We start from the raw sequence: 24,245 nt of genomic DNA on the forward strand, positions 1-24,245 counted from the left end.
AATTATCCTTTGACCAAAGCGGTAATTTCTAATGAATCATTAATTTGTTTTATTTGAGCAGGGTTGCCCCAATGTTCACCTTGGAGTGAATCACTGATCCAGTAACTGCCATTTATTGACACGAGTTCTGCCTCAAGGCGTTGACAATATATACTTGCTTCCTCGTACCCTTGCGCTCCTGCAATGGCTCTGCCACGCAGAGTGCCATAAATATGTATATTACCGTCGGCAATAACTTCTGCACCATGACTCACAGAGCCTAATACAATTAAGTCTCTGTCTTTCGCATAAATTTGTTGTCCAGAGCGAACAGTTGCCTGAACGATTTGTGCGGGCAAATAAATTTGCTTTTCTACGACTTCAGTCGCTGTTTGAGTTGGAGTAGTTGGTTTTATATCTTTACTATAGTTCAATACTGACAGTTTGGCTGATTTAGCTTGATTATGCTGTTGTTCAGTACCGTTACATACACCAACAGGATTCAGCTGTAGATCAGACAAGGTTGTTTTCAGTAATGCAAAGTCAACCTCTACCTCTTGGATTTCAGCAAGATTGACAACTATGGGGGCACCAAAAAAGAATTTTGGTGCTTGGGAAATCTTTTCATCCAGTTCACTTCGTAATCGTGCAATGTCAACGGAGAACAAGTGTAAAACAGAAAGAGTAAATAAGTTTCCTTTTAACTCAAATATTTGATCTGACATAAGCGCTCTAATAACTATACAAATTCAAGAAAGTTCAAAAGGGAACACGTTAGAGTTTTGTAGATCTTTTACAAACGGACCTATGTGTTACTTTATAATAGTATTATTGTTTGGCCCCGTATTTAATACGTCTAAGCGTCGCAAAACTTTCCAAATATACTGTCTGTCATGGTATAGTGCTGATTAGACATAAGCAAGAAATTATGGGTGTATAATGCTTACTGCTGTATATAAAAGTTCAAAAAAAGCCGATACCTATCTTTATATAGAGAAACGTGACGATTTTAGCAAGATCCCTGAAGCATTGATGGATATGTTTGGGCTACCTAAGTATGTCATGATGTTTGACTTATCAAAACGTGAAAAATTAGGCATCGCTGATATAGTATTGGTTAAGGAAAAGTTAAGTGAAGATGGTTTTTACTTGCAAATACCACCACCAGAAGAAAACTTACTGGATCAGTTTAAGGCTCACAACGGAGTAGAAAGTGATTAAGACAATTTCACTATTATTGGCATCAGTTGTTTTATCAACAACCAGTTATGCTAACACACAAGAGAAGTTTGATCTGTATGTCAATGCCCTAAAACAAGAAGCGCAGCAAAAGGGGTATGAGCAATCTTTGATTGACGAAGCCTTCGCTACGGCAAAGTTTAAAAAGAAGGTGATTAAGGCGGATAAAAATCAACCTGAAGTAGTAGAAACATTAGAAACGTATTTACCTAAACGTGTGCCGCAATGGAAAATAGACCGGGCCAGAAAACTGTATAAAAAGTATCAAGTAGAACTTGAGAAAATAGCACAAGAATTCGGTGTTCAGGCTCGTTTTATCGTCGCTTTATGGGGACTAGAAAGCAACTTTGGCCGCATTCAAGGGGGCTATTCAGTGATTAGCTCACTTGTCACATTGGCATTTGATGGGCGCCGAGAAGCATTATATAAACGTCAGTTATGGGCTGCATTAGATATATTAAAAAACGGACATATCTCATTAGAAAAGTTTAAGGGTTCTTGGGCTGGTGCGATGGGTCAAACTCAGTTTATGCCGACCTCTTTTAATGCATATGCAGTTGATTATGATAAAGACGGACGAAAAGACATCTGGACGACAGAACTCGATGCATTTGCCTCAATCGCGAATTATTTAAAACAAGCTGGCTGGAACGACGATTTAACTTGGGGGCGTCAAGTGAAACTTCCAGAAGGGTTGAATAGCGAGTATGTTCTAAAGCGTGGAACTAAGACACGTAAACAATGGCTAGAGTATTGGAAGGATTCGGAACGTTCGCTTGCTAAGTGGCAATCACTGGGGTTGCGAAAAGCAGATGGTACAAATCTACCTTTAGTAGATATTACAGCAGCTCTTGTCATGCCTGATGATATCAATGGCAGAATGTATCTGGCATATGATAATTATAAAGCACTGATGCACTGGAATCGTTCCTATTATTTCGCAACAAGTGTAGGTTACTTATCAGATAGAATTGCTTACCCTAAGATTTAGTAGGGGAATAGATAAAAAAGGCAGCCCTCCAACAGGTTGCCTTTTTGTTTGCGCTAAATATATCTCTACGTGAATAATTAATAGTATGAAAGAGGTTGTACTTTCCCCCAAAAAACACGATATGAAAAAATCGTGTAAGTTATTATGGTAGGTACGACGATTGCGACGCCATACAACAAAAAGTTGAGTGATTCAGGTGCTGCAACGGCTTCAAATATGGTGAGTTGTCCCGGCACAACAAAGGGATAGAAGCTGTATGTTAAGCCAAAAAAGCACAGTCCAAAAATGCAAGCCGAAATGATAAATGGTTGCCAAGGTCTTTTAGTTGGGGCTAGTACTAACCGTTTGAGTGCTTTATCTTGAATAAAGAACAAACTCAAGCATAACAGTGGTACACCAAGCAGTAAGGTAAATAGGTTAGACTCGAACCAACGAGTATATACATCATTGTTTATTAGGGGGTTAATGATAGAAACCGCGATGACACCCAAAAAGGTGATCCGTCCTGCTGTTTTACACCACTGAATAGCCTTTAATTGTAGCTCACCTTCCGTTTTTAATATTAACCATGCGGATCCAATTAATGTATAGGCGGCGACAACGCCTGCGCCACTAAGCATGGCAAATGTAAGTGATACGACCGTTGTTTCAAATGACATGACATATAAACCAAGCATAAAGCCTTGCATAAACGCACTAATGATCGACCCAGCTTTGAAAATAGTATCCCATAGCTGTTTTCTTTTGGTTTTCGCTTTCGCCCTAAAATCGAATGCGACACCACGCAGTATTAAGCCAATAAGCATGATTGTGACAGGCAGATACAAAGCTTGGAGGATAATACTATGTGCTGTCGGGAAAGCGATAAGCGCAAGGCCAACAGCAAGCACAAGCCAGGTTTCGTTGGCATCCCAAAAAGGCCCAATAGAGGCGATCATGGTATTTGCATGGTCATCATGTTTTGTTGGTAATAGAATACCTACGCCTAAGTCATAACCGTCTAAAATAGCATAAACCAAAATAGACAGTGCCATTAAGGAAGCATAGATATAAGATAACATTTCAGGACTAAGCATTGGTTACCTCCGGCATTGTTGAGTAGTCATACTCTTCGACTTGAACGGCTTTGTCGGCCGTATAAAATAGGGTTTTAATGTAAACGACGAGCAAAACAAGGTAAGTCAATAAATACGCGGCAAGAGAAATAGCAACGTTGCTCGATGGCACTAATGTTACCGCTTCTTCCACGGTGAGAATGCCAGAGACTAGATAGGGTTGACGACCTATTTCTGTTACATACCATCCAGCAAGTGTTGCTATCCAGCCAGAGAAACTCATGTACACGAGTAATTTTAATTGCCAACTGTTTAGTTTTTTATTTCGCCATAAAGTAAATCGACTAAAATACGCAACAATGATCATTAGCATACCAATGCCAACCATTATTCTAAAGCCAAAAAATACGGGTTTAACGGGCGGGTGTTCGCCTTGAAACTCATTTAGGCCCTTGATTTCTCCGTCTAAGTCATGGGTCAAAATTAAGCTAGCCGCTTTGGGTATTTCGATTGCAAAATCATTACTACGTGTGTGTTCATTGGGAATCGCGAATAACACTAATGGTAGGCCTTTTTCAGTTTCCCAAGCACCTTCCATTGCTGCTACTTTTTGTGGCTGGTGTTCAAGTGTATTCAATCCATGGAGGTCACCCACAAAAACTTGTAATGGCGCAAGTATGGCTGCAACTGTCAACGCAACTTTTAACGTGACTTGTGGTGCATGTTTGTCATCCTTTTTGAGCAATCTATAACTACTTACGCCAGCAATTAGGAAGGAAGCCGTTAAGCCACTCGCCAACAGCATGTGGAAAAATCGGTAGGGAAATGAAGGATTAAAAATGACCGCAAACCAGTCTGTTGGATACACAATGCCATCACGTAATTCAAATCCTGCCGGAGTCTGCATCCAGGAGTTCAATGACAGTATCCAAAATGCTGAAATAGTAGTACCGACGGCGACAACAATTGTGGATAGGGTATGAACTTTAGGGGAAACACGCTTCATTCCAAAGAGCATGATGCCCAAAAATGTGGCTTCCATGAAAAATGCGGTTAGAACTTCATAGCCTAATAATGGACCAGCAATGTTACCGACTTTTTCCATAAAGCCGGGCCAGTTTGTACCAAATTGAAATGACATGGTAATGCCACTGACTACACCAAGCGCAAAGGTTAGGGCAAATATCTTGACCCAAAAACGGTAGGCTCTTAGCCAGACGGGGTGTTGGGTCAAATCATATCGTATTTTAAAAAATACCAAAAACCACCCAAGCGCTATGGTTATGGTAGGAAATAGAATGTGAAAACTAATGTTTGTTGCGAACTGGATCCGGGATAATAATAATGTATCAAGCATGACGCACCTCTGCTTTTTACGACTTTCTAAGAAGCTTATCTTTTAAATCAATGACTTTACTGACAGATGAACCTAATTTCATTAAAGATTGAAGTTGTTCAGGTGATAAGCGTTGGAGTTCAGCTGACCATTTAGTGACGGTTTCCAAAAGGTCATGAATAGATTGCATTTGGTCTTGGGCATACTCCTCTTCGGGTGTGTTGGCGTTATCTAAAATTTGGCCTCTTAATAGAGTAAGTGTTGGATCTATTTCTCTTTTTCGACGTTCTTCAAATACTTTGTTTGCAAGGTCCCAAATAGACCCGTTAGGTGAATAGTACTCTTTACGGTCCCCTGGAATATGATGAACTTTGACAAGTTGCCAAGATTGCAACTCTTTGATCCCCATACTGACGTTGCCACGGCTGATTTTTAGTGCTTCAGCAATTTCATTAGCTGTAAGTGGTTTCTCATGAATGACGAGTAGCCCAACCATTTGCCCAATTGTCCGATTGAAGCCCCAGCGACTACCCATTTCACCGCAATGAAGCACGAAATTTTCTATTTTAGGAGATAAAATCATAGTTATTAAACTTTCAGTAATTATTGAAACTTTAATATATAGGGACATTTGATTTGGATCAAGCTTTTAATGAGGATATTTTAATCAAAAAATAGCAAGATTAATAAGTTGTTTTATGCATTACGTAACCTTCGGTTTTAATTTGAATAAAAATATTTGTGAGTTTGATATGAAGCTTAATAAGCGTCTAAAAGGAGTGCGATATTTTTGTCCTGATTTGACTTTGAAATGGCGATAGCCAAAAGCTATCCTAGTAATTAGTTCGGGTGGAGTTGGATTAAATTGAAGGTCTATGATTTTGGATCGCACTCTATTTAACCACCAGTTATTGGCGTTAAGGTCCCGTTGGGTCTAACAGGTAAGTCCAATGTGCTGTTGTTACTTAGGTGACTACTTCTAAGAAGTGAGCGCCTTGTTATTCAGGGCGCTACTTTAAAATATCAATTCATCAATAAGTGTTGCCAAACAGCTGTTAACCCAAGTGCATGCGCTAAAGTGCCGGATTTTTCCATTTCTGAATAACAAGATTGAATATTCTTCTCCTCGTTGATACCTATATATTTTAACACGGCCTCTAAGTTGTTAGCTGTGTCTTGATTATATTGATACTCAAACATAGGTATTGAACTTTTGCCAAAAAAATGACCAAAGCCAAACCGAGACGCAAGGCCTGGGTAGCGTTGAAATAACGTGAGTCCCTTGTTTAGTGGTTTTGACGTTTTATCCCAATTTATGGCGCCGAGCTTTGGCGATAATTTACAAATCGCTTTTCGATGAAATGCACTACTGACTTTAAAGCTCGCTGGCAACGAGCCTATCGCAGATACGACCTCTGGGGACAAAAATGGGTGGGTTCGATTGTAGTCTTCATCTAGTAACTGTTGACCTGCAACAACCATTCTTGCAGCCCGAACTTTCAAATAGAAATTATCGGCAAATTGTGCTGCACTATAGCTATTGTCATTCAATGCTTGGAGTAATTCACGTACTTGCGCCTGTAATTGTTCAGCGTATTCAGGAAATAATTCAAAAGCCGTACGGGCTGTTTTCCCATATTCTTCGGTGATATAGCGCTCAACTCTCGGCATTGTTAAACGGTTTAGGCATTTAAGACCGAAAGCTGAAAAACCAGGCATTCCTCGGTCATAGTAAAAAGCTCGATATGTTTCTGCACCTGTACCCGTCAGTAACGTGTGGTTTTTTGTGGCGGCGACAAGAGATGCATCAATTAATGCGTGTGCATGATGGATTGGCACTTCTCCTTGCCCGGCCAGCGCAATCCGTTTACTATTTTCAATTGTGACATTTCCCGCCAGTTCTGAGCTGGTAAAAAGTTCTATATTACAAACACTTGCAAGTTCAGCAGCAATTTTTGCATCTGCACTGTGCTTATTACCGTAGCATAAAGCAGGTAGTTTCATATTCAAAGCTTCGCAACAAGCAAGAATTAGCCGAGAGTCAAGACCGCCAGAAAGGGAAAGCATTGGGTTTTGACAGTTGTTAATGCTTGCTCTGACAGATTCTACAACGGCTTCTACAGCGTCACTAAAGTTTGTCGTGCGACTAGCTGCTTCACTTAAAGTCGCTGTTTTAAGCTTGAACAGTCGCTCAGAAGATAACGATAAGGAAAATGTTGAACTTGCGCTGATGTGGTGAGTATTTTCCAAAATGCTCATTTCATTAAAGAGTTGACCAAAGGTCAGCATACATCGCATCGCATTAGAATTTAAAGCAATGGGGCGACCTAACATTTCCACTAAGGCTTGACGGCTTGATGAAACGATAATGTTGTCAGTATCTTGATAAAGAAACACTGGAAATAGGCCGTATAGATCAGCACCAGCGTAAATAGTTCGACTCAGTAAATTTATAAATAGCCAACTTCTGCCGGCGACGGTCGGTTGTTGATTATGTTGAACGCCATGCCAAATTTCTCGGTCGCGCGCCTGCTGTGCGACATCGCCCCAAATCAATAAGTGACCACACTCATTTTTCATTTGAACAACAGCATGAGCGTCGCCATTGCATGTCACGTCAATATCATAAAATGACTCTGACAGAGTCGCTTTTGCATGTTCTAGGTTAAACTTAACGCTTAATTGTGACATATCAGGGGCCTACAGAAACAAGAGTGATATGTTTTGAAAGCAGTTAATATACCAACAAATGATCAAAATAAAGCTTATATTAATTAGAAGGTTAGGTTTATGTATAACAGGGAGACGCGGTTAAGTTTGCAATGTGCAAACCAATATGAAAAAGCCAGCATAATGCTGGCTTATTAACAATTGATTGTTTTAGCGAACTGCCATCATAATGAGTCCAGGTACGATAAAGAAGGAACCTAAAACGTATCCAAGCGCGGCTGGTTTGTTGTTAGCGCCTATTTTAGCGAGCTTTTCTGCCATAATCAGTGGTAACTCACGTAAGGTTGGGATCCCATATATTAGCGCTACCGCAAATATATTAAACATCACGTGTACTAGGGCAATAGTTAAGGCAACCTCGGCAGCAGCTCCCGAAATAGAGGTTGCAGCAAGCAATGCAGTGATGGTTGTTCCTATATTGGCACCTAATGTGAAAGGATAGATTTGTCGTGTATTAAACACGCCACTGCCAGCTAATGGGATCATTAAACTCGTTGTTGTAGAAGATGATTGAACCATAATAGTCACCGCTGCACCTGAGGTGATACCCGCGACAGGACCGCGACCAATCGCACTGTGTAGTAATTCTTTTGCAGTGCCAACTAACGCTTTTTTAAGCAACTTCCCTAACGTGGTTACGGCAAATAGGATCAGGGCAATACCAATGACGACCATTGCAATACCAATGGCTTTACCATCGAGAAAGCTCACGGCGTCTTTAATTACATTAACCGCAGGTTTAACAAGAGGTTTTATAAAGTTATAACTTTTAAGGGATAAATCAGCATCGCCGACAAATAAATGAGATAGACTTTCAGCAAGTTTTTGTAACATGCCAAACATAATTTCTAAAGGTAGGAATATAGCGACTGCCAGTAAGTTAAAAAAGTCGTGTACCGTGGAGGCAGCAAAGGCGCGCTGAAACTCTTCTTTTGAGCGAATATGGCCGATTGAAACTAGTGTGTTTGTTATGGTTGTGCCAATGTTTGCACCCATTACCATAGGTATAGCGATACTAATTGGTAAACCACCGGCTACCAAGCCAACAATTACGGATGTTACCGTAGAGGATGATTGCACAAGTGCGGTGGCTAATGCGCCAAGGAGCAAAGCAACAAATGGGTTAGTTGCAAATTCAAATATTTCTTTTGCACCAGCGCTACCGCCTGAAGCAAGTTTAAATCCACCACTGACTGTTCCTACCGCAACGAGTACTAAATAGACTAGAAATGCGATTGCTGCCCAATTGGTAGCTTTTGAAAATAACGAATTTTGGTTTGATTCACTCATTGTATAGTCTCAAGTGTATGTCTAGCTCATTAATTAGGCTAATATGACGTTTTTATTTCGAGGTGATTAGAACATTGAAATATTACAGAAATATTTCAGTGTGATTAGAAATTCGGCGAATGGCAAAAAGTACTGATAAATTCATTACGATAACTCTAATGAAAGTGCGAGTTCTAAATTTAAGGTATTGATATTAAATACCTTAATATACAGTTTGGTTACAGAGGATACACTACACCTATTTACATTACTTTACAAAGCTGCAAAGGAGGGGAGCCGGAAATTGCAAGTGCGTTAAATGAGAATGCTTCTCCATATTCTCTACATTTTTTAAGATTAAGCTATTGTTAATCAAAGAGAGAATTGTGACTACAATGAAGCTAGTAAATCTACTCCTGTTGCTAATGTGTACAAATTTGTTTGCTCAGGATGTTAAATTAACACTCACCAATAAACAAGTAGTCTATTCTGTAAAACCCAGTGCGCTTCATTATAACGATTTTTCTGAGATCATTACGTCGAAACAACAATTTATTGATCAACCGCAGTTGTTATCTCCTTTCAATTTAGAACAAAAAAAGCCCCATAACCAGCAGTACGATCGGTGGCTTAAAGTCACAATAGTCAATGATTCAGATACGGCATTATGGTATCTCTCATTTGGATTTGCACGCTTACCAAGACTTATGGTGTATTGGGAAGATACACCGGATGATGCGCCTTTATATAAGCTGACTGAAAGTAGTTCTTTTTATGAACGGCCAGTGTTAGACCCACAAACCTATATCCCCATAGAACTGACCTCAGGGGAAACCAAAACGCTATATGTCAGTTACCAAACATTTGCTAATGCACCAGCCAATATCCGTATTCATAGCGCTGAACATTACTTGAATACATCACAATCGAGTTTGTTGACTAACGCAGCATTAGTTGGGGTGATTGCAGCAATTTTACTGATTGTTGTTGTTAATTTGTCATTTAATTTGAATATGACAAATGTATTTTATGCTATTTGGACTCTATTGTTTTTAGCCATCGTAGTCGATATGGCAGGGTTTTCATATCAATATCTTTGGCCTCAAAATGGACTCTTTGCAGGTCAATTTTCAATTGCGTTAATGGCCATTGTGCCAATATTCCATTTGTTATTCGTACGCGGCTTTTTACAGTTACAGCATCACCATTCATTACTGAACAGTATATATATCATTGCTATTACTGTGTATTGCCTGCTGGTGCCCGTAGCGCTCTATATTGAAACGGTGTACTACAACTTGTTAACAAGTACATTTATTATTCCATTGTTTGTGTACACATGTATTTGGGCGCTAAAGCAACAAGCCCCAGGGATCCGCGTTTTTTCATTGAGCCTATTCAATCATGTATTGTTTCTTAATGTATTAACGATAATGGGTGCGAGCTATGGCAACGTATTCGATGTCTTTGAAATTGCCAGTTACATTAAAATAGGCTATTTAGTTGAGGTTTGTTTGTTTACGGTTGCCATGGCAATTCAGCATAAGTCAGTTCAAAAGCAGCTTGTATTTCAGTTACAAAACCAAGTTAATTCGCTCAATCAGACTGTTGCATTTGAAAAGCGTACATCTGAGCAGCAAAAACAAGACATCAAGAAACATGAAGCGCAACTGTTTACGGATCTATCTCACGAATTAAGAACACCTCTTACGGTTATGAAAATTCAGGTGGAGTCATTGCAGCACAATATTGTTGATAACGTGCATGATTCATATACTAAACTGATGGATAAAATTGATGAGCTAAATCAATTTATAAATTCATTGATGCTTGTCACAAGTAAGGGGGATATGCATAAGTTATTGAAGGTTGAGTCGGTTTCCTTAGGGCCTTTTATTAATGAAGTCCATCAAGAGTGTCAGCATTTAGTTGATATGCGTCATCAAAGTTTGACGTTGCATAATCACCTTAATTCTATCGACAGCTTGAACTTTGACTCCTCAGCATTAAAAAAAGTCATTATTGAGGTGGTAAAAAACGCATTACGTTTTGGTGGTAAAAATGTCGAAGTGGAATTGAGCTTTGTTGAACAGGTTGAAGGTATTATCATCAGAATAGAGGACTCAGGAACACCGTTGACCTATGAAGCTCACCAACAGCTTTTCCAACCGCTTTATCGCCAAGAAACATCTCGCAGTGCGATGCTTGGAGGTAAGGGGATGGGCTTGGCAATGTGTAAAAAAATAATAGAAGCGCATCATGGTAAAATCGGTTCTCACAATAGCTTACTAGGTGGCTTGTGCATTGAACTGATATTACCACGTAGAGTCGCTTCAGCAGCGTAACCTATAAGTCATATTAACCGATCATAATGTATAAGTCGGTTTCTTTTACAGGGTAAAACTCCACGTACTCGTACATCAAATACAGCATTCATTACTTAGCGAGATCCCTACTTTATTGACCACTTACATCGGGTGCTTTATTTATGGGGGGAATGACTTGGTATTTGGTTTGTATGTGATGACTTTAATGTGTTTCATGACTGAATTCCGATAAGTTATGGTTTAGTTAGATGTTCTCTGTCAGAATCGGACACTTCTAATAAAGTGATAAGGTAATGATAGTAATGTTAAAAAACGTTTCAATTGCAATAACTATTGGACTTATGGCAAGCGGTTGCCAGTTACTTGAGTCTAGTAACTCAGTAGAAAGCACAACTAAAATTCAAAAGCTTCGCTCTGCAAATGAGAGTATGGCATTGATTGCCAAAAGTTACTTTGATGAATCAATATCACTAAGACCTGTAAGCGGTACATTTATTGGCTATACCCAATACAATGGTCAGTTTAACAAGCCGAGTACGGAAGATACTCGACAAGCATATATCGAATTCTTAAAAAAATATCAAACACAACTGTCAATGATTGATAAGAGCCAGTTATCTGGGCAAAGCCTGCTGAGTTATGATGTATTGTCACGTGATTTGGCCTTTTCACTAAGGGGAACTGAATTTCCTTCTCATATGATGCCAATTAACCAAATGACGGGTGCGCATAATACGTTTGCGAGTTTGGGTTCAGGTGCGAGTGCACAGCCTTTTAATACAGTCAGTGATTATATGAATTTTCTTTCTAGAGCTGAACAGTATTTTATTTGGCTTGATGGCATCGTTGATAATATGCGGTTAGGTATTAAAAATGATGTTGTATTACCGCAAGTGTTAAGTGAAAAGCTGTTGCCGCAATTCAAAGCACATATCGTAAATAAAGCAGAAGACTCTATTTTTTGGAAACCAATCAAAAAGTTACCAGAATCCTTTAAAGAAGCAGAAGTTGCAAATTTACGTTCAAGCTATCGGATTATGATTGAGCGATCACTTATACCTGCGTACACAAAAATGGCACGCTTTTTAGAAGAAGAGTATATACCGAATAGTCGCAGCTCTGTTGGGATAAGCGCTATACCAAATGGCAATGCATGGTATGAATATCAAATAGAACGACATACGACACTTTCATTAAGTGCGGATGAAATACACCAAACAGGTCTAAACGAAGTTCAACGAATTCGTAATGAAATGAACTGGGTTAAAGAACAAGTACAGTTTCAGGGAGATTTGCAAGAATTTTTCATTCATTTAAGGGAGAGCGACGAATTTTATTTTGATTCTTCGCAAGACTTAATCGCAGCTTATGAAGATGCGAAACGTAGAATAGACGCCAAAGTTCCCTTGTTATTTGATGTACAGCCTAAAGCAGATTATGTCGTAAAAGCTGTTGAAGCATATAGAGCACAATCAGCCGCTGGCGCTTCATACGCAAGCCCTGCTCCTGATGGCTCCCGACCCGGTGTCTTTTATATAAATACACACAATTTAAAGGCTCAACCTAAGTTTTTAGTTGAAACATTGTCAATTCATGAAGCCGCACCAGGGCATCATTTTCAAATTGCCTTACAACAAGAGATCAAAGACTTACCGTTATTTAGAAAGTTTGGGGGATATACTGTTTTTTCTGAAGGGTGGGCATTATATGCTGAAAGCTTAGGGAAAGAACTCGGGTTATTTACTGATCCTTTAATGTGGTATGGCCGGTTAGTTGATGAACAATTAAGAGCGATGCGCTTAGTTGTTGATACCGGCTTACATGCCAAAAAATGGACCCGTGAACAAGCAATCGAATTTATGATTAATAACTCATCGATGGCAAAAAGTGATGTTATTGCTGAAGTGGAGCGTTATATCGCGTGGCCTGGCCAAGCTGTATCCTATAAAATAGGGCAATTTAAAATTCAGGAGCTTCGAGCACACGCTCAGAAAGAATTAGGTGAACGGTTTGATATTAAAGCATTTCATCGTCAGTTATTGATCGATGGCGCGTTGCCTATGGTGTTACTTGAGAAAAAAATCAAGGCATGGGTTACGAATCAAAAATAGCGACTAGCTACTTAAAAAGCAAAAGTTCAAAAATATTATTTTGAACTTTTGCTTAAACGGCTGATGTTGCGTAAAATCGCGGCTTGGGGCAATCAGAAGTAGTGTATGTATACGTGACTAAAAGACCGTTTTGGCTTTCAACAAGCCTTGAAAATATGACACAGCAGCAATGGGAATCTATCTGTGATGGGTGTGGGAAATGTTGTTTACACTCTTTCATTGATAGTGATGAAGATGAAGAATTTGAAAGTACTGACTTTCTAAGAGAAGGTGAAGAGCTTATTTATACGAGCTTAGTGTGTCAGTATATTGATGAGCATACTTGTGGTTGCACACGCTACGAACAAAGACAGCAGCTTGTGCCATCTTGTGTAAAGTTGACAAAAGAAAACCTCAAAGACATATTTTTTATGCCACAAAGCTGCAGCTATCGCCGTTTGTATGAAGGTAGAGGTCTTGCAAGTTGGCATCCTCTGCTTAATGAAGGAGATAAAACCAAAATGCACCAAGCGGGGATCAGCGCCAAGGGCAGAGTCACGAAAGATAATATCGTGAACATAGAGTCAGATTTCGAAGATTACATAGCAGATTGGCCACAATTTGATTGTGACTAGGCGTGCTTCATGAAATGAAGTTGATTTAACAAATAATTAAACAGTAAAAGAATACAGACCCATGCTTTCAGCACAATACAGCTTAAATACCCTAAAAAACAACGAAATTGGACCCGTGAAACGACTGAAAATAGTGGAAGATTTAACTGAATTTCCACATGAGATTTTAGACTTAAAAGCGTCTTTAGAGATACTTGATCTATCAAATAATGCATTATCATCACTGCCACCTGAATTTAAGCAGTTAGATAATTTGAAAATCGTTTTTTTGTCAAATAATAAATTCACAGAGCTACCAGAGGTACTTGGGCAGTGTAAAAACCTTGAGATGATCGCGTTCAAAGGGAATAAAATTTCGAAAGTAGCAGAATATAGTTTACCTCCTAGCGTACGTTGGTTAATTTTGACAGACAACGAAATAACTGAATTACCCGATTCAATGGGGCAGCTGACACAGCTTAGGAAGCTGGCTTTGGCTGGAAACCGCTTGACGAAGTTACCTGCTAAAATGGCGAATTGTAACGAGTTAGAACTGGTTCGTTTATCAGCAAATAAGTTAAATACCTTGCCCAATTGGCTATTTAACTTACCTAAACTTGCCTGGCTCGCATTTTCGGGTAACCCGGTTTGTGGGCCTCGAAGTGAAGCACTTACTTTATTTCCTAAAAACAAACTGGCGGAATTCGAGCTTAAAGAAAAGTTAGGTGAAGGTGCGTCGGGCGAAATCTTTTTAGCTAAACCTCAGGTGGAAGGTAAAAGCACCGTAGCAATAAAATTGTTTAAAGGCGATATTACCAGTGATGGTTACCCTCAAGATGAATTAGATTGCTGCTTGAATGCCGGGGTACATTCGAATCTTGTTAAAACGTTAGCGCAAATTAACGCAGTACCTTCACTTGGTATGGTTATGGAATTAATCCCTTCCTCATATCGGAACCTTGGGCTACCCCCGAGTTTAAGTTCTTGTACGAGAGATACATTTACTTCAGAAACCGCACACCATATTAGTAACATATATAAATTAGCACAACAAATGGCGTCGGTCTTAGCGCATTTACATGAGAATAACGTGAGTCATGGAGATATTTATGCGCATAATTCTCTCATAAACGGTCAGTATCACTTATTGTTTGGTGATTTTGGTGCTGCGAGCCAGTTACACCATTTAAGTGAGTACCAACGAGATACAGTGCAAGCAATAGAGGTAAGAGCATTTGGATATTTTGTTGAGGATTTACTACAGGTTTGTAGCGATAACGATGAAAAGTACAAAGAGACTTATTTAAAGTTGGCGAAAATCGTTGCGTCATGTACTTCAAATGTGTTGAAAGACAGACCAAAATTTTTAGATCTAGTGGGTATTTTGGGTTCAGAATAACAGTTTGTATTTGATAAAAAGCGATGATTTTTTAGAGAATAAACTTTGATAGTCGCTTGCTATACTGACCGAAAGCTTAAAAATAATAAGTTTTTGGTGTGTTAAATTAAGAGCAGTTTGTATAGGCTTCTGTTTATTGACTAGCATATTCATGAATTTCTAAAACCATCTTAGCTTGGTTTCTGCCTTTTTTGCGCTTATTAGCCCATGCGCGATGATATTGCGGCTAGAATTATTCAATGTATTATAAACTTGTCTAACAGTCTGCCGCTTTTCTACTTTAGCTAGAAAGTCGGCGGTCATTTGTATGTCGCTTATTGTATAAGCGTTATCCCAACGACCATCGGTCTTAGCTCCCTGCAGGTGTTCAAGCCCTAAATCTTATATTTTGCCATCAGCTATCAAACGTTGTGTATGCTCTACATGACGTTTCGACCATCGGCTTTTTGGCATTCTGGATGTTGTGCGCTGAAGGTGAGCTTGGTTACCAAGTGATCTCTTTACACCGTTGATCCAACCCCAACATAGTATCTCCATGACAACATTATTCAATGTAACACTATTGATACGTCTATGTTTTTTGTATACTTTCCCCCAGAGTTCATGCTTAGAACCATGGTTTTTTCCAAGCTATATCATAAGCTCTTTTAATGTTACGAATGTCTGAGTATTTAGTGGAGCTGGAGTAAAAATAAGCCGCTTTTTTACAAATTATAGTTGATGGCTACTAGGTCTGGAAATACAGCAAAATTCTAAAAAACGCCATAAATTATCAGAGGACATTTTTTAAGAGAATGGTGCTACTGTTTTGCGTCAAGTTAGTATCTTGGAAGATTGAGCATTATTATCATGTATGTCGTTCAACCTTTTGCTTAGTGCTACCAGAATACTTGCTGGTCGCATCAGCTGCTTTTGGCTGTTTTTTTGAGGTCATTTTATTTATCTATGATGGCAATATTATGACGTCGATCGCATGACCGTCCGGTGCGTGCAGTGATACAGACACGAGGCTTTGCAGGGGGAGAGTGGTTTCGATTACTGAAACAGTTGCGTTGTTACTTATGTTGATATTACTTACAAAATATAACAATGCAATTGCGAACAAAGTAAATGATAAACCACACTTTATACAACCCCCTGAAATAGTCATTAATTGCTATTAATGACGACTAATTACTTACCAACAGCTTGCCAAGCACTGTTCATTCGGTCTAATTCTATGCTAGTGGCAACTTGAGTACCGTCCATAAAGTAAATATAGGTTTGGTTGGTATGTTGATTATGCCAAAATATGTCCGCTTTTTTATCGCCGTTAAAATCAGCAATGGACTTAATTTTCCAGTCAAGGCTATTGACGGTATTGATTAAAGCGCTAGTTTCAATTTTGCTATCAAGCATTAAGTACGCCCAATTTCTACCATTTAGGGAGTTTCGCCAAATAATGTCATCAGTACCGTCTGAGTTTAAATCACCGGTCCCAGCGAGTTCCCATTCAGTTGATACGATATTTAAGACATGTTCATTTTCAATATTGGTGCCGTTCATTAGCCAGATATGGTTTTCGCCAGTGGCAGAGTTTCGCCATATCAGATCCGTTTTACCATCCGCATTCACATCAGCAGCGGCACCAACACTCCAGTTCAAATCATCAACGAGTTTAACTGTTTCACGGGCTTGAATGTGCCAGCCATCCATCAAATAAATGGCAGTTAACCCGGTTTGCTGATGGTGCCAAAGAATATCGCTTCGGTTGTCACCATTAAAATCGGCGACAGCTTTGACTTGCCAACTTAAGTCGGCGAGAGTATTCACTGCTTGATGTTTAGATAAAGCTCCACCTTCCATTAGCCAAATGTAATTACGCCCGGTTTTATTATTACGCCATAAAATGTCTGATGTACCATCGGCATTAAAATCCCCTTGGCCGGCAATATCCCAAGCATCGTCTACCGCGCTGAGTTCTTTGTTTTGTAATACTGAAGTGCCGTCCATAACCCACAATAGATTACGACTTTGTTGAGAATTACGCCATAACACATCGGCGGTACCATCGCCGTTTATGTCATTGTTAATACCCGCCGCAATTCGATATACCGCTTTATTATTATCGAAATTGGATTCAGCAAAGCGAGATTCAACAGTACCCGATATAGATAATTCTTGATTGGATTCGCTTGCATAAGTTAGGGTTAAAAAAGCAGTTTCCCAGTCAGTTGGCAACACAATATCACATTTACCGATTTGATCACGAATAGAGCATGCTTGTGTCGAAACTGACACCCCAGATATAGATAACGAAGTATCTCTCAAACCTTCAGATAAGTTAAAATTAAAAACAATTCTAGTAGGAACTGATAGGAAATTTTTGTTTGCTACTTTAAAAATAGCGCTATTTGAATGGGTTATGGGATCGTTAGTATTGTTTTCTACTGATAACATTAGGTCGTTAACATCCTTTTCGGAGATGTTTACTTTTATAAGGGGGTCGAAGCCAAGGTTTGCGAGTTGTGACGTAGAAACACCGGGCATAAAGTTCTCATTGATATCCATAATATATGTGATTTCTGTACTCCAGGCCCCATTTGCGTCTAGGTGACTGAATGTGGCCGTTCCTTCATTGGTAAATAGCCCGTCAGTGTCAGTAGGTTGCCACGAGTTCCGACTGAATCTAACTCCCTTTCTATGAGAATCAGGGACACCTGATGGGGGAATAAGATTAACACCCATATCAGCTGGTTGGGAATGTGCGTCATAGACAGCTATTTTGACTGAAATGGTACTTTGGCCCCTAGATAAGTCGATTTCATTTGTTGAAAACTCAATACTTCTAAATTCTGGTGCTGTGTTATCAATCTGGTTGGAATTAATAATTTTAATATAGGGGTTGTGGCCCAACTTGACTAAATCTGACTCGGATAAAGCAAGGTCGTTGATATTGCCGTTAGCATCATAAGCTGATGTAATATTCATATACCATATTCCGGCGCCATCTGACTCATCAAATGTCACTGTGAGTTCATGACTATATACCCCTTTCAACTCAGTGGCTATCCAACCAGTCCCCCAATATTCATGGAAGTTTAAGCTTCTTTGCTTTACATAGTTAACTCCTTCAGGCGGGTACAAGGATGCCCATAACAGCCTTGGTTTAGACTGTTCGTCGTAGACATAAGCTTTAATAGTCACTGTTTGTTTGCCGGATGATACGTCTATCTCATGATTAGAAAATTCAATCCCTCTAAACTCTGGGGGCGTAACGTCGACCGCATGAGGGTTAGTAATATGAATGTAAGGGTTGTAACCCAACTTAGAGAGTTGAGCCGTTGAGATGCCTTCATAGGAGTAGTTGTTTTGAGCATCTGAAATTGTACCGATACTAACATTCCATGTACCCGAAACATATGAATTATCGAATCTTGCCGTGCGTTCTAGACTGTATACACCCGCGGTATCAGTTGGCTGCCAGTCTGCATTTGAGTAAGAATCGAATCTGATTAATTTTTGGTGACTGCTAGGGGTTCCTGTTGGCGCCTGTAGTTCAATACTGAGTCGTCCTGGCTGTGATTGAGCTTCATATACATAGACTTTAATTGTAATTGTTTGCTCGCCAGTGGTTACATCCACGTTATTTGTGGAAAATTCAATCCCTTTGAATTCAGGGGGGGTGATATCGACTGAATTGGCTTGCAATAAATATGTCATTCCCTCTGTAGCTGGCAGCGTTTTATTGTCGAGCTTTGTCATTCTTTTTAGGGCAGATAACGCTCGGCATTCACGCAGCGTATCGTTTTGAACGATCATGTCTTGACCGTGTGGTACATTGCGCAATTTTTCGAATGTTTGGATGTCACAGTCTAGGTTTCGCACATTCGAATTTAAATTAATTTGTTCAGCTGTTGGATTATGTTGTTCGCCAGTCAAACTTTGACTCGCAAAAGAATAAAAAGAGAAAAAAAGAATAAATATAGAGTTTGATACCTTAATAGGTAAATTCAATATAACTTTTATTGTTTTACCGGAAAACACCAGCTGAAGTTTATTTTTAATTGAAAACATCTTTAAGTTCCATTTATTTATCCAAAAAAAAACTGGTGAGAAAGTACCTTTTTTCATGTGTTAAGTCAATGGTTTGGTAAGTCCAGTTATATGAGCTCAATTGAATAAAGTAAACAGTATTTACCCGTAGAACCCTTCCAGATCTGATCATCATGGCCACGAGCGATCACGGGTGATTTTGAATGGTAAGCAGATAAAAGTACACTTAAATTAGCCTCAAAGCCAGGGGCTGGTTTTTTAAGCCAATAGCCATCAGCACAACTGATTTCCGAGTTACTAATTTTAAAAACGACATCTCTACCACCATGTTGTGAATATGTAATCACCGTTTTTACCGTACTAGAACTTGATGACTTTACTGAGGCAAACGCCTGAACACTAAGCAATAAGGTAATAGAGGCAAGTATAAATAGTTTCATTGTAAACATTTTTATGTTTTTGGGCTCGTTAGCTTAAAAAGTAAGAGTCCCTTAAGTCTTTACTGAACAGCCCGCAATAATAGCATACTTGGAATAAAATACATTCCGGAAACACAACCGCAATCTATGTAAACACACTAAGTATTCGTCCTATTAGTCTATAACTGGATAAAAGAGATCTAGTGCTAGTTTATGGCGTGTGGGGTAGACAGATTGTTATTTTGACCCCTCCCATCGAGCTTTGTTCTGCGCTAATGTCACCTTTGTGAAGAGCGACAATTTGTTTGACTATCGCCAATCCGATCCCGTGACCTGAAGTGTTGGTCGTCGCTAAGTTCGGTGCTCTATAGAGGTGGTCAAAAATATGAGGCAAATGTTGTTTACTGATTGTAGGTGCAGAGTCTTCAACAATTAGCTCGAATGATTTTTTAGTTACATTTAGCTTTACCGCAATAGTGCCGGGTTGATGGGTATATTTAATGGCGTTATTGAGTAAGTTAGAAATAACCTGACGGATCCGTACAGGGTCAATGTATACTGCGTCAATATTAACTAAATTAGTGAAACGATATTCGAATGTATGTTGTGTGATTAGCATAGGCAACTCTGTTTCAAGTTGCGCTGAAAATTCTGACAAACACTGTTTTTCTAATGCTACTTTAAAGGTCGCTTCTTCAAGTAATGCAATACCAGCTAAGTCATTCACTAAACAGTTGATGTCACCCAATTTATTATCAAGCCGCTCTAAGTTTTCATCATCTCTTGGAGAGATATTATATTGCATGGCTTCTAGTTGCAGTTTCGCAGCGGTGATAGGGGTGCTTAAGTCATGAGCGATTTGAGAAAATAATTTGTTTCTTTGTAAAAGAATTTGGTCTAAATAGGCGTTTTTTTGGCTGAGTAATGTTTTGTTACTGTGACTTCGCAAAAAGAAAATGACAAAAATCATACTGATTAGAACCAGTGCCAGCAATATCATCAGCGCATGATTCTGAGAGTTCGTTAGCTTAGCTTGTGTGCTAGAGTGGGCTAATTGACTATTTTTGATTAAGATGTCTTTATTTAGAGACTCTAACGAGTTTTGTACATAAGCCAATTCTTTATCAAGGTTTGTACTTGCGTATCGCTTTTCGAGCTCCGAGAGCTGTTTTTGCCATTGATACGCAGTTATGTAGTTATGCTCTTTCGCTGATAATTCACTTAACATTTTAACCACAGCAATTTGGGTCAGGTTAAAATCATGCTTTTGTGCTTGTATTAATACCTGTTTGGCAAGGTGTTTTGCCTGTTGTGTATTATCAAGTAAATAATGTATGCGACTTAGTTGAAGTAAACTTCTATTTTTAAGGTGGTAGTCACCTTCGGCTTTATTTGCAACGTTGACAACATCAGTTTGAAGTTTGAGTGCATCTTTTAACTTATTTTGTGCGGTGAGTATGAGTGATAAATTATGCTGTGCCCACGCGACATTGCGCTCACTTTTACTTGCTTTAAATGCATCAATTGCTTTTAAAGCATAGCGTTTCGCTGTGTCTTGATCACCTAATTTGTGGATGTTGAAACTGAGTTGGGTCAGGCTATGCCCCATGTGAGATAAATCCCCTGATTTTTTGTCTATTTCATACGTTTGTTTAAAGTAATTTACCGCTTTTTCATATTGGCCGATGTCAGAATACGATACAGCTATAGCATACAGGGTACCGGCCTTTTCATTGTCATTTAGCTCAAGTGACGTTTCAATTTCGAATTTCTTTAGCTTATACATGAGCGCCAACTTTATCTGATCGACTTGCTCAAGTAATCTTGCAATACTGTGATATAGCTCTGGGAGTAAATCAGGGGTGAGTTGTGCTTCAAAATTACTTAGATGGCGGTTTATTAAATTTATTCCCTCGTAATAGCGACCAGTGTTGTGGTACAAATTCGCTATATCGTTAATTGCTTTGGTATGTAGAGTAAAATCGGCTGATTTTTTGACCGTGATGAGTGCATTGTTAAAGTGGGTTTCGCTGGCTGCATAATCGTGGTTGTTATAGAGTATCTTACCCAATGCAAGCCTTGTCTTTGCATGCTGTAAGGTATTTTCTTGCGACTGTAACAGCATTTGCTCAAGAATGTGTAGTGCTTGATTCCCTTGCCCGGTGTTGTCCAGCGATTTAGCCAACAATATAGTAAAGTCAACTTTCAGCTCTAAGTTCTTGGACTCGCTAATATGTGTATTTATCGAATTTAGAAATTCAATGCGATCAAGGTGATTATGCAAGGTGTGGGCGTGGAGTAACTGCGTACTAAGCGTACTCTGTTCTATGGCTAAGCTTGCATTTACCCAAAATAATAAACAGAATATAACCCTTGCCAAATTTGAAACTCATTAATCGTCGATAGACAAGTTAGAATATATTAAATTCAGCTGTGTGGCTAGAAAACAAGGAGCTCAGTTAGAAATAGGTCGAAGCTAACTCTTAGTTGAGTTAGCTTAATTACGCTGTGCGTGTTTATGTTTTAATATCGTCCCGTGACGGCAAGGCTGAAAATGCGCCTTTTCGAGTCACTGCAAATGCGCCGCAACGACTTGCATGCTTGATAAATTGCGCTAATAACTTAGGGTCGGTAATAGCCGTTTTATGCTCGTGTTTAGCCATAAGTTGCGCAATAAGCCCACCCATAAAAGCATCACCGGCTGCTGTTGTATCAATTGCTTGCACGGCGGGTGGTGTCACTCGGCCATGTCCATTTTTAGTGAAATACTGAATGTCGTTGCCACCATCTGTGATAATTAGGCACTTTACATTTGCTTTCATGATAGCATCAATTGTGGTGGTTTTTGGATGGCCTGCATGGCTATGCTGATTTAAAAACTCAAGCTCCTCTCTTGCTAGTTTCACAACATCACTTAATGAAATAACATGCCATAGACGCTCGATAGTATGATTTAAAGACGACCACAGGTTGACTCGCAAGTTCATATCGAAACTGGTCGTTAAGCCATGCTTTTTGGCTTGAGTAAGGGCATAGATTGTTGATTTATATATATTTGACTCTGTTAAACTATTACTGCAAACATGTATTAACTTATGCTCATGAAACATCTCAGGATTAAAATCATCGATTCTAAATAATAAATCTGCTGCGGGCGGACGATAGAAATTAAAGCTACGCTCACCATCTTGATCCAAAGAGACAAAGGCGAGGGCGGTCTTGGCTTTATCAGTAAATAAACAATATTTAGTATTTACTTGATGGGATTGTAATTCTTGGTTAAGGAATTCCCCAAACATGTCATTACCTAACATGCCACAAAAGCTTGTACTAATGCCTTGTTTTGCAACGGCTACTGCTACGTTTGCCGGAGCACCACCTGCGAACTTGGTAAATGACTCAGGGGTTTGACCGTTAGACAAAAAATCGATAAGGGCTTCCCCAAAACATACAACACTCATTATACTTGCTCTTTTAATGTATAGGCGCGTAAGACCTCATAACAGGCCCCCATAGTATGATAGTCCGTTTTTCCAGCAGGACTTTTTTCATCGCTATATGCGCGGTTGTCTTGCGTTAAGATACGATACCATGCACCATGAGTATGGTCGATCATATGTTCCCAGCTGTATTGCCAAATTTTGTCGTACCATTGCCAATACTTATTCTCACCTGTTTCTAAAGCTAACAGGGCAGCGGCTGCAAAGCTCTCTGCTTGTACCCAGAAATACTTGTCTCCATCACAAACGCTATTATCAGGGGCAAAACCGTAACAGATTCCGCCATGCTCTTTATCCCAGGCATGCTCTAAAGCTGAATCAAACAATGATTTTGCTGTCGAAACCATCCAAGGCTCACTTTTATGGCGGTGCAAGATCAGTAATAGCTTGGTCCATTCAGTTTGGTGACCTGGCTGAAACCCCCAAGGTCTAAATAGATGTTTTGGATCGTCTTTGTTGTAGTTCCAGTCGATTTGCCAGTTTGCATTGTAATGTTCCCAGACGAGGCCATTGGCTAGTGCGGCTTTTTCGACCGTCATTGTGTATGCAAGGTCATAGGCGCGAGTTAAAAACTTGTTATTATTTGTGGCTTCAAAGCACATAAGTAACGCTTCGCACATATGCATATTAGCATTTTGTCCACGATAAGGGTGAGCATTGTGAAAAGCACCATCGTATTCGTCGAGGTACAATTTGTGTTCTGGCAAAAAGTATTTTTCTTCAAGCAGCTGCCATACGCGCTCGATTGTTGTGAGTGCACTATTTAAACCCGCTTTAAGTGCGACCGCATTAGCCAATAAAACAAATGCTAATCCATAACAATGGTTGGTCGTATCTTTGGCTACGCCGTGCTCAATCAACCAGGCATAACCTCCATTACTTTGCTTGTGAATGTCCTCTAAATACGCTATCCCTCTAACTATTTGTTCGAAGTAACACTCATTTGGCTGGTCTATGTGAGCCATTGCATAATTAAATACGAAACGTGTGCTCGATACCAAGTGACGCGTGTGTTTGTCATACACATGACCATCGTCATTAAAGAATTGATAAAACCCACCTTGCTGGTCAATACAATTTGGGTGATAGAATTTCATGGTAGTATTGATGTGCTCACGCAAAAAATCGGCACTTCTAAAGTCTTGTGGCATCCGGCGCTCCAAAAATATAATGATAATTTACTTTATCATTATTTAAAAAAATATGGAACGATCCAATAAAACATTTGTGATTTTCTTGTAACAGTGTGTAGAATCTGGCTA

18 protein-coding genes are annotated in these 24,245 nt (G+C 39.4%); 6 read left to right on the forward strand and 12 right to left on the reverse strand.

All coding sequences use genetic code 11. From position 1 onward, the window contains the following. Positions 1-2 precede the first annotated feature (2 nt). A complete protein-coding gene (minC, locus tag J8M01_RS15235) occupies positions 3-704 on the reverse strand; it encodes a septum site-determining protein MinC (protein ID WP_192509268.1) in 702 nt (233 codons plus the stop codon). 214 nt (positions 705-918) lie between these two features. Here minC and J8M01_RS15240 point away from each other — a divergent pair, with 214 nt between their 5' ends. Together J8M01_RS15240 and J8M01_RS15245 are read left to right on the forward strand one after the other, a co-directional pair. Then, the gene (locus J8M01_RS15240) at positions 919-1,200 is read left to right on the forward strand and encodes a YcgL domain-containing protein (RefSeq protein WP_192509269.1); all 282 of its coding nucleotides are present in this window, start codon (positions 919-921) and stop codon (positions 1,198-1,200) included. Further along, a complete protein-coding gene (locus tag J8M01_RS15245) occupies positions 1,193-2,209 on the forward strand; it encodes a lytic murein transglycosylase (RefSeq protein WP_211058567.1) in 1,017 nt (338 codons plus the stop codon). Before J8M01_RS15240 ends, J8M01_RS15245 begins: the two co-directional genes overlap by 8 nt. 77 nt (positions 2,210-2,286) lie before the next feature. On the opposite strand, the gene cydB is transcribed toward J8M01_RS15245, so the two are convergent. The 5 genes from cydB to J8M01_RS15270 all read right to left on the reverse strand — a co-directional run bounded on the left by cydB (position 2,287) and on the right by J8M01_RS15270 (position 8,620). Further along, positions 2,287-3,285 (reverse strand): cytochrome d ubiquinol oxidase subunit II, encoded by a 999-nt coding sequence (cydB, locus tag J8M01_RS15250; RefSeq protein ID WP_211058568.1) that lies wholly within the window; start codon positions 3,283-3,285, stop codon positions 2,287-2,289. Beyond that, entirely contained in the window at positions 3,278-4,621 is a 1,344-nt protein-coding gene (locus J8M01_RS15255; RefSeq protein WP_211058569.1) for a cytochrome ubiquinol oxidase subunit I, read from the reverse strand. The genes cydB and J8M01_RS15255 overlap by 8 nt, the downstream gene beginning before the upstream one ends. A gap of 16 nt (positions 4,622-4,637) precedes the next feature. Next, on the reverse strand, positions 4,638-5,183 hold the full coding sequence (locus tag J8M01_RS15260; protein WP_192509273.1) for a MarR family transcriptional regulator: 546 nt from the start codon (positions 5,181-5,183) through the stop codon (positions 4,638-4,640). 440 nt (positions 5,184-5,623) lie between these two features. Next, positions 5,624-7,291: an asparagine synthase-related protein gene (locus J8M01_RS15265; RefSeq protein ID WP_211058570.1), complete on the reverse strand. Its 1,668-nt coding sequence runs from the start codon at positions 7,289-7,291 to the stop codon at positions 5,624-5,626. A 189-nt stretch (positions 7,292-7,480) separates the two neighbouring features. Then, positions 7,481-8,620 (reverse strand): Na/Pi symporter, encoded by a 1,140-nt coding sequence (locus J8M01_RS15270; protein ID WP_192509275.1) that lies wholly within the window; start codon positions 8,618-8,620, stop codon positions 7,481-7,483. 374 nt (positions 8,621-8,994) lie between these two features. Here J8M01_RS15270 and J8M01_RS15275 point away from each other — a divergent pair, with 374 nt between their 5' ends. From J8M01_RS15275 to J8M01_RS15290, 4 genes are all read left to right on the forward strand, one after another. After that, complete coding sequence (locus J8M01_RS15275) at positions 8,995-10,944, forward strand: sensor histidine kinase (RefSeq protein ID WP_247671156.1); 1,950 nt, start codon at positions 8,995-8,997, stop codon at positions 10,942-10,944. Between the two features lie 284 nt (positions 10,945-11,228). Further along, complete coding sequence (locus tag J8M01_RS15280; RefSeq protein ID WP_247671157.1) at positions 11,229-13,037, forward strand: DUF885 domain-containing protein; 1,809 nt, start codon at positions 11,229-11,231, stop codon at positions 13,035-13,037. 113 nt (positions 13,038-13,150) lie between these two features. After that, on the forward strand, positions 13,151-13,651 hold the full coding sequence (locus J8M01_RS15285) for a YcgN family cysteine cluster protein (RefSeq protein ID WP_211058573.1): 501 nt from the start codon (positions 13,151-13,153) through the stop codon (positions 13,649-13,651). 61 nt (positions 13,652-13,712) lie between these two features. Beyond that, on the forward strand, positions 13,713-15,029 hold the full coding sequence (locus tag J8M01_RS15290) for a leucine-rich repeat-containing protein kinase family protein (RefSeq protein WP_211058574.1): 1,317 nt from the start codon (positions 13,713-13,715) through the stop codon (positions 15,027-15,029). Between the two features lie 159 nt (positions 15,030-15,188). Here J8M01_RS15290 and J8M01_RS24000 read toward each other — a convergent pair whose 3' ends face one another. From J8M01_RS24000 to J8M01_RS15320, 6 genes are all read right to left on the reverse strand, one after another. Further along, on the reverse strand, positions 15,189-15,332 hold the full coding sequence (locus J8M01_RS24000) for a YdeI/OmpD-associated family protein (protein WP_247671158.1): 144 nt from the start codon (positions 15,330-15,332) through the stop codon (positions 15,189-15,191). Positions 15,333-16,202: 870 nt separating this feature from the next. Continuing rightward, complete coding sequence (locus J8M01_RS15300) at positions 16,203-19,085, reverse strand: VCBS repeat-containing protein (RefSeq protein ID WP_211058575.1); 2,883 nt, start codon at positions 19,083-19,085, stop codon at positions 16,203-16,205. A gap of 86 nt (positions 19,086-19,171) precedes the next feature. Beyond that, positions 19,172-19,504, reverse strand: coding sequence for a hypothetical protein (locus J8M01_RS15305; RefSeq protein WP_211058576.1), 333 nt, complete (start codon positions 19,502-19,504; stop codon positions 19,172-19,174). A 190-nt stretch (positions 19,505-19,694) separates the two neighbouring features. After that, on the reverse strand, positions 19,695-21,863 hold the full coding sequence (locus J8M01_RS15310) for a tetratricopeptide repeat-containing sensor histidine kinase (protein ID WP_211058577.1): 2,169 nt from the start codon (positions 21,861-21,863) through the stop codon (positions 19,695-19,697). A gap of 136 nt (positions 21,864-21,999) precedes the next feature. Next, positions 22,000-22,944, reverse strand: a complete 945-nt coding sequence (locus tag J8M01_RS15315) for a carbohydrate kinase (protein ID WP_211058578.1) — start codon at positions 22,942-22,944, stop codon at positions 22,000-22,002. Beyond that, positions 22,944-24,134, reverse strand: coding sequence for an AGE family epimerase/isomerase (locus tag J8M01_RS15320; protein WP_211058579.1), 1,191 nt, complete (start codon positions 24,132-24,134; stop codon positions 22,944-22,946). The genes J8M01_RS15315 and J8M01_RS15320 overlap by 1 nt, the downstream gene beginning before the upstream one ends. Positions 24,135-24,245: the final 111 nt, after the last annotated feature.

The sequence above is a fragment of the Pseudoalteromonas sp. MMG005 genome (assembly GCF_018101015.1).
In the GTDB taxonomy this organism is placed as follows: domain Bacteria; phylum Pseudomonadota; class Gammaproteobacteria; order Enterobacterales; family Alteromonadaceae; genus Pseudoalteromonas; species Pseudoalteromonas aurantia.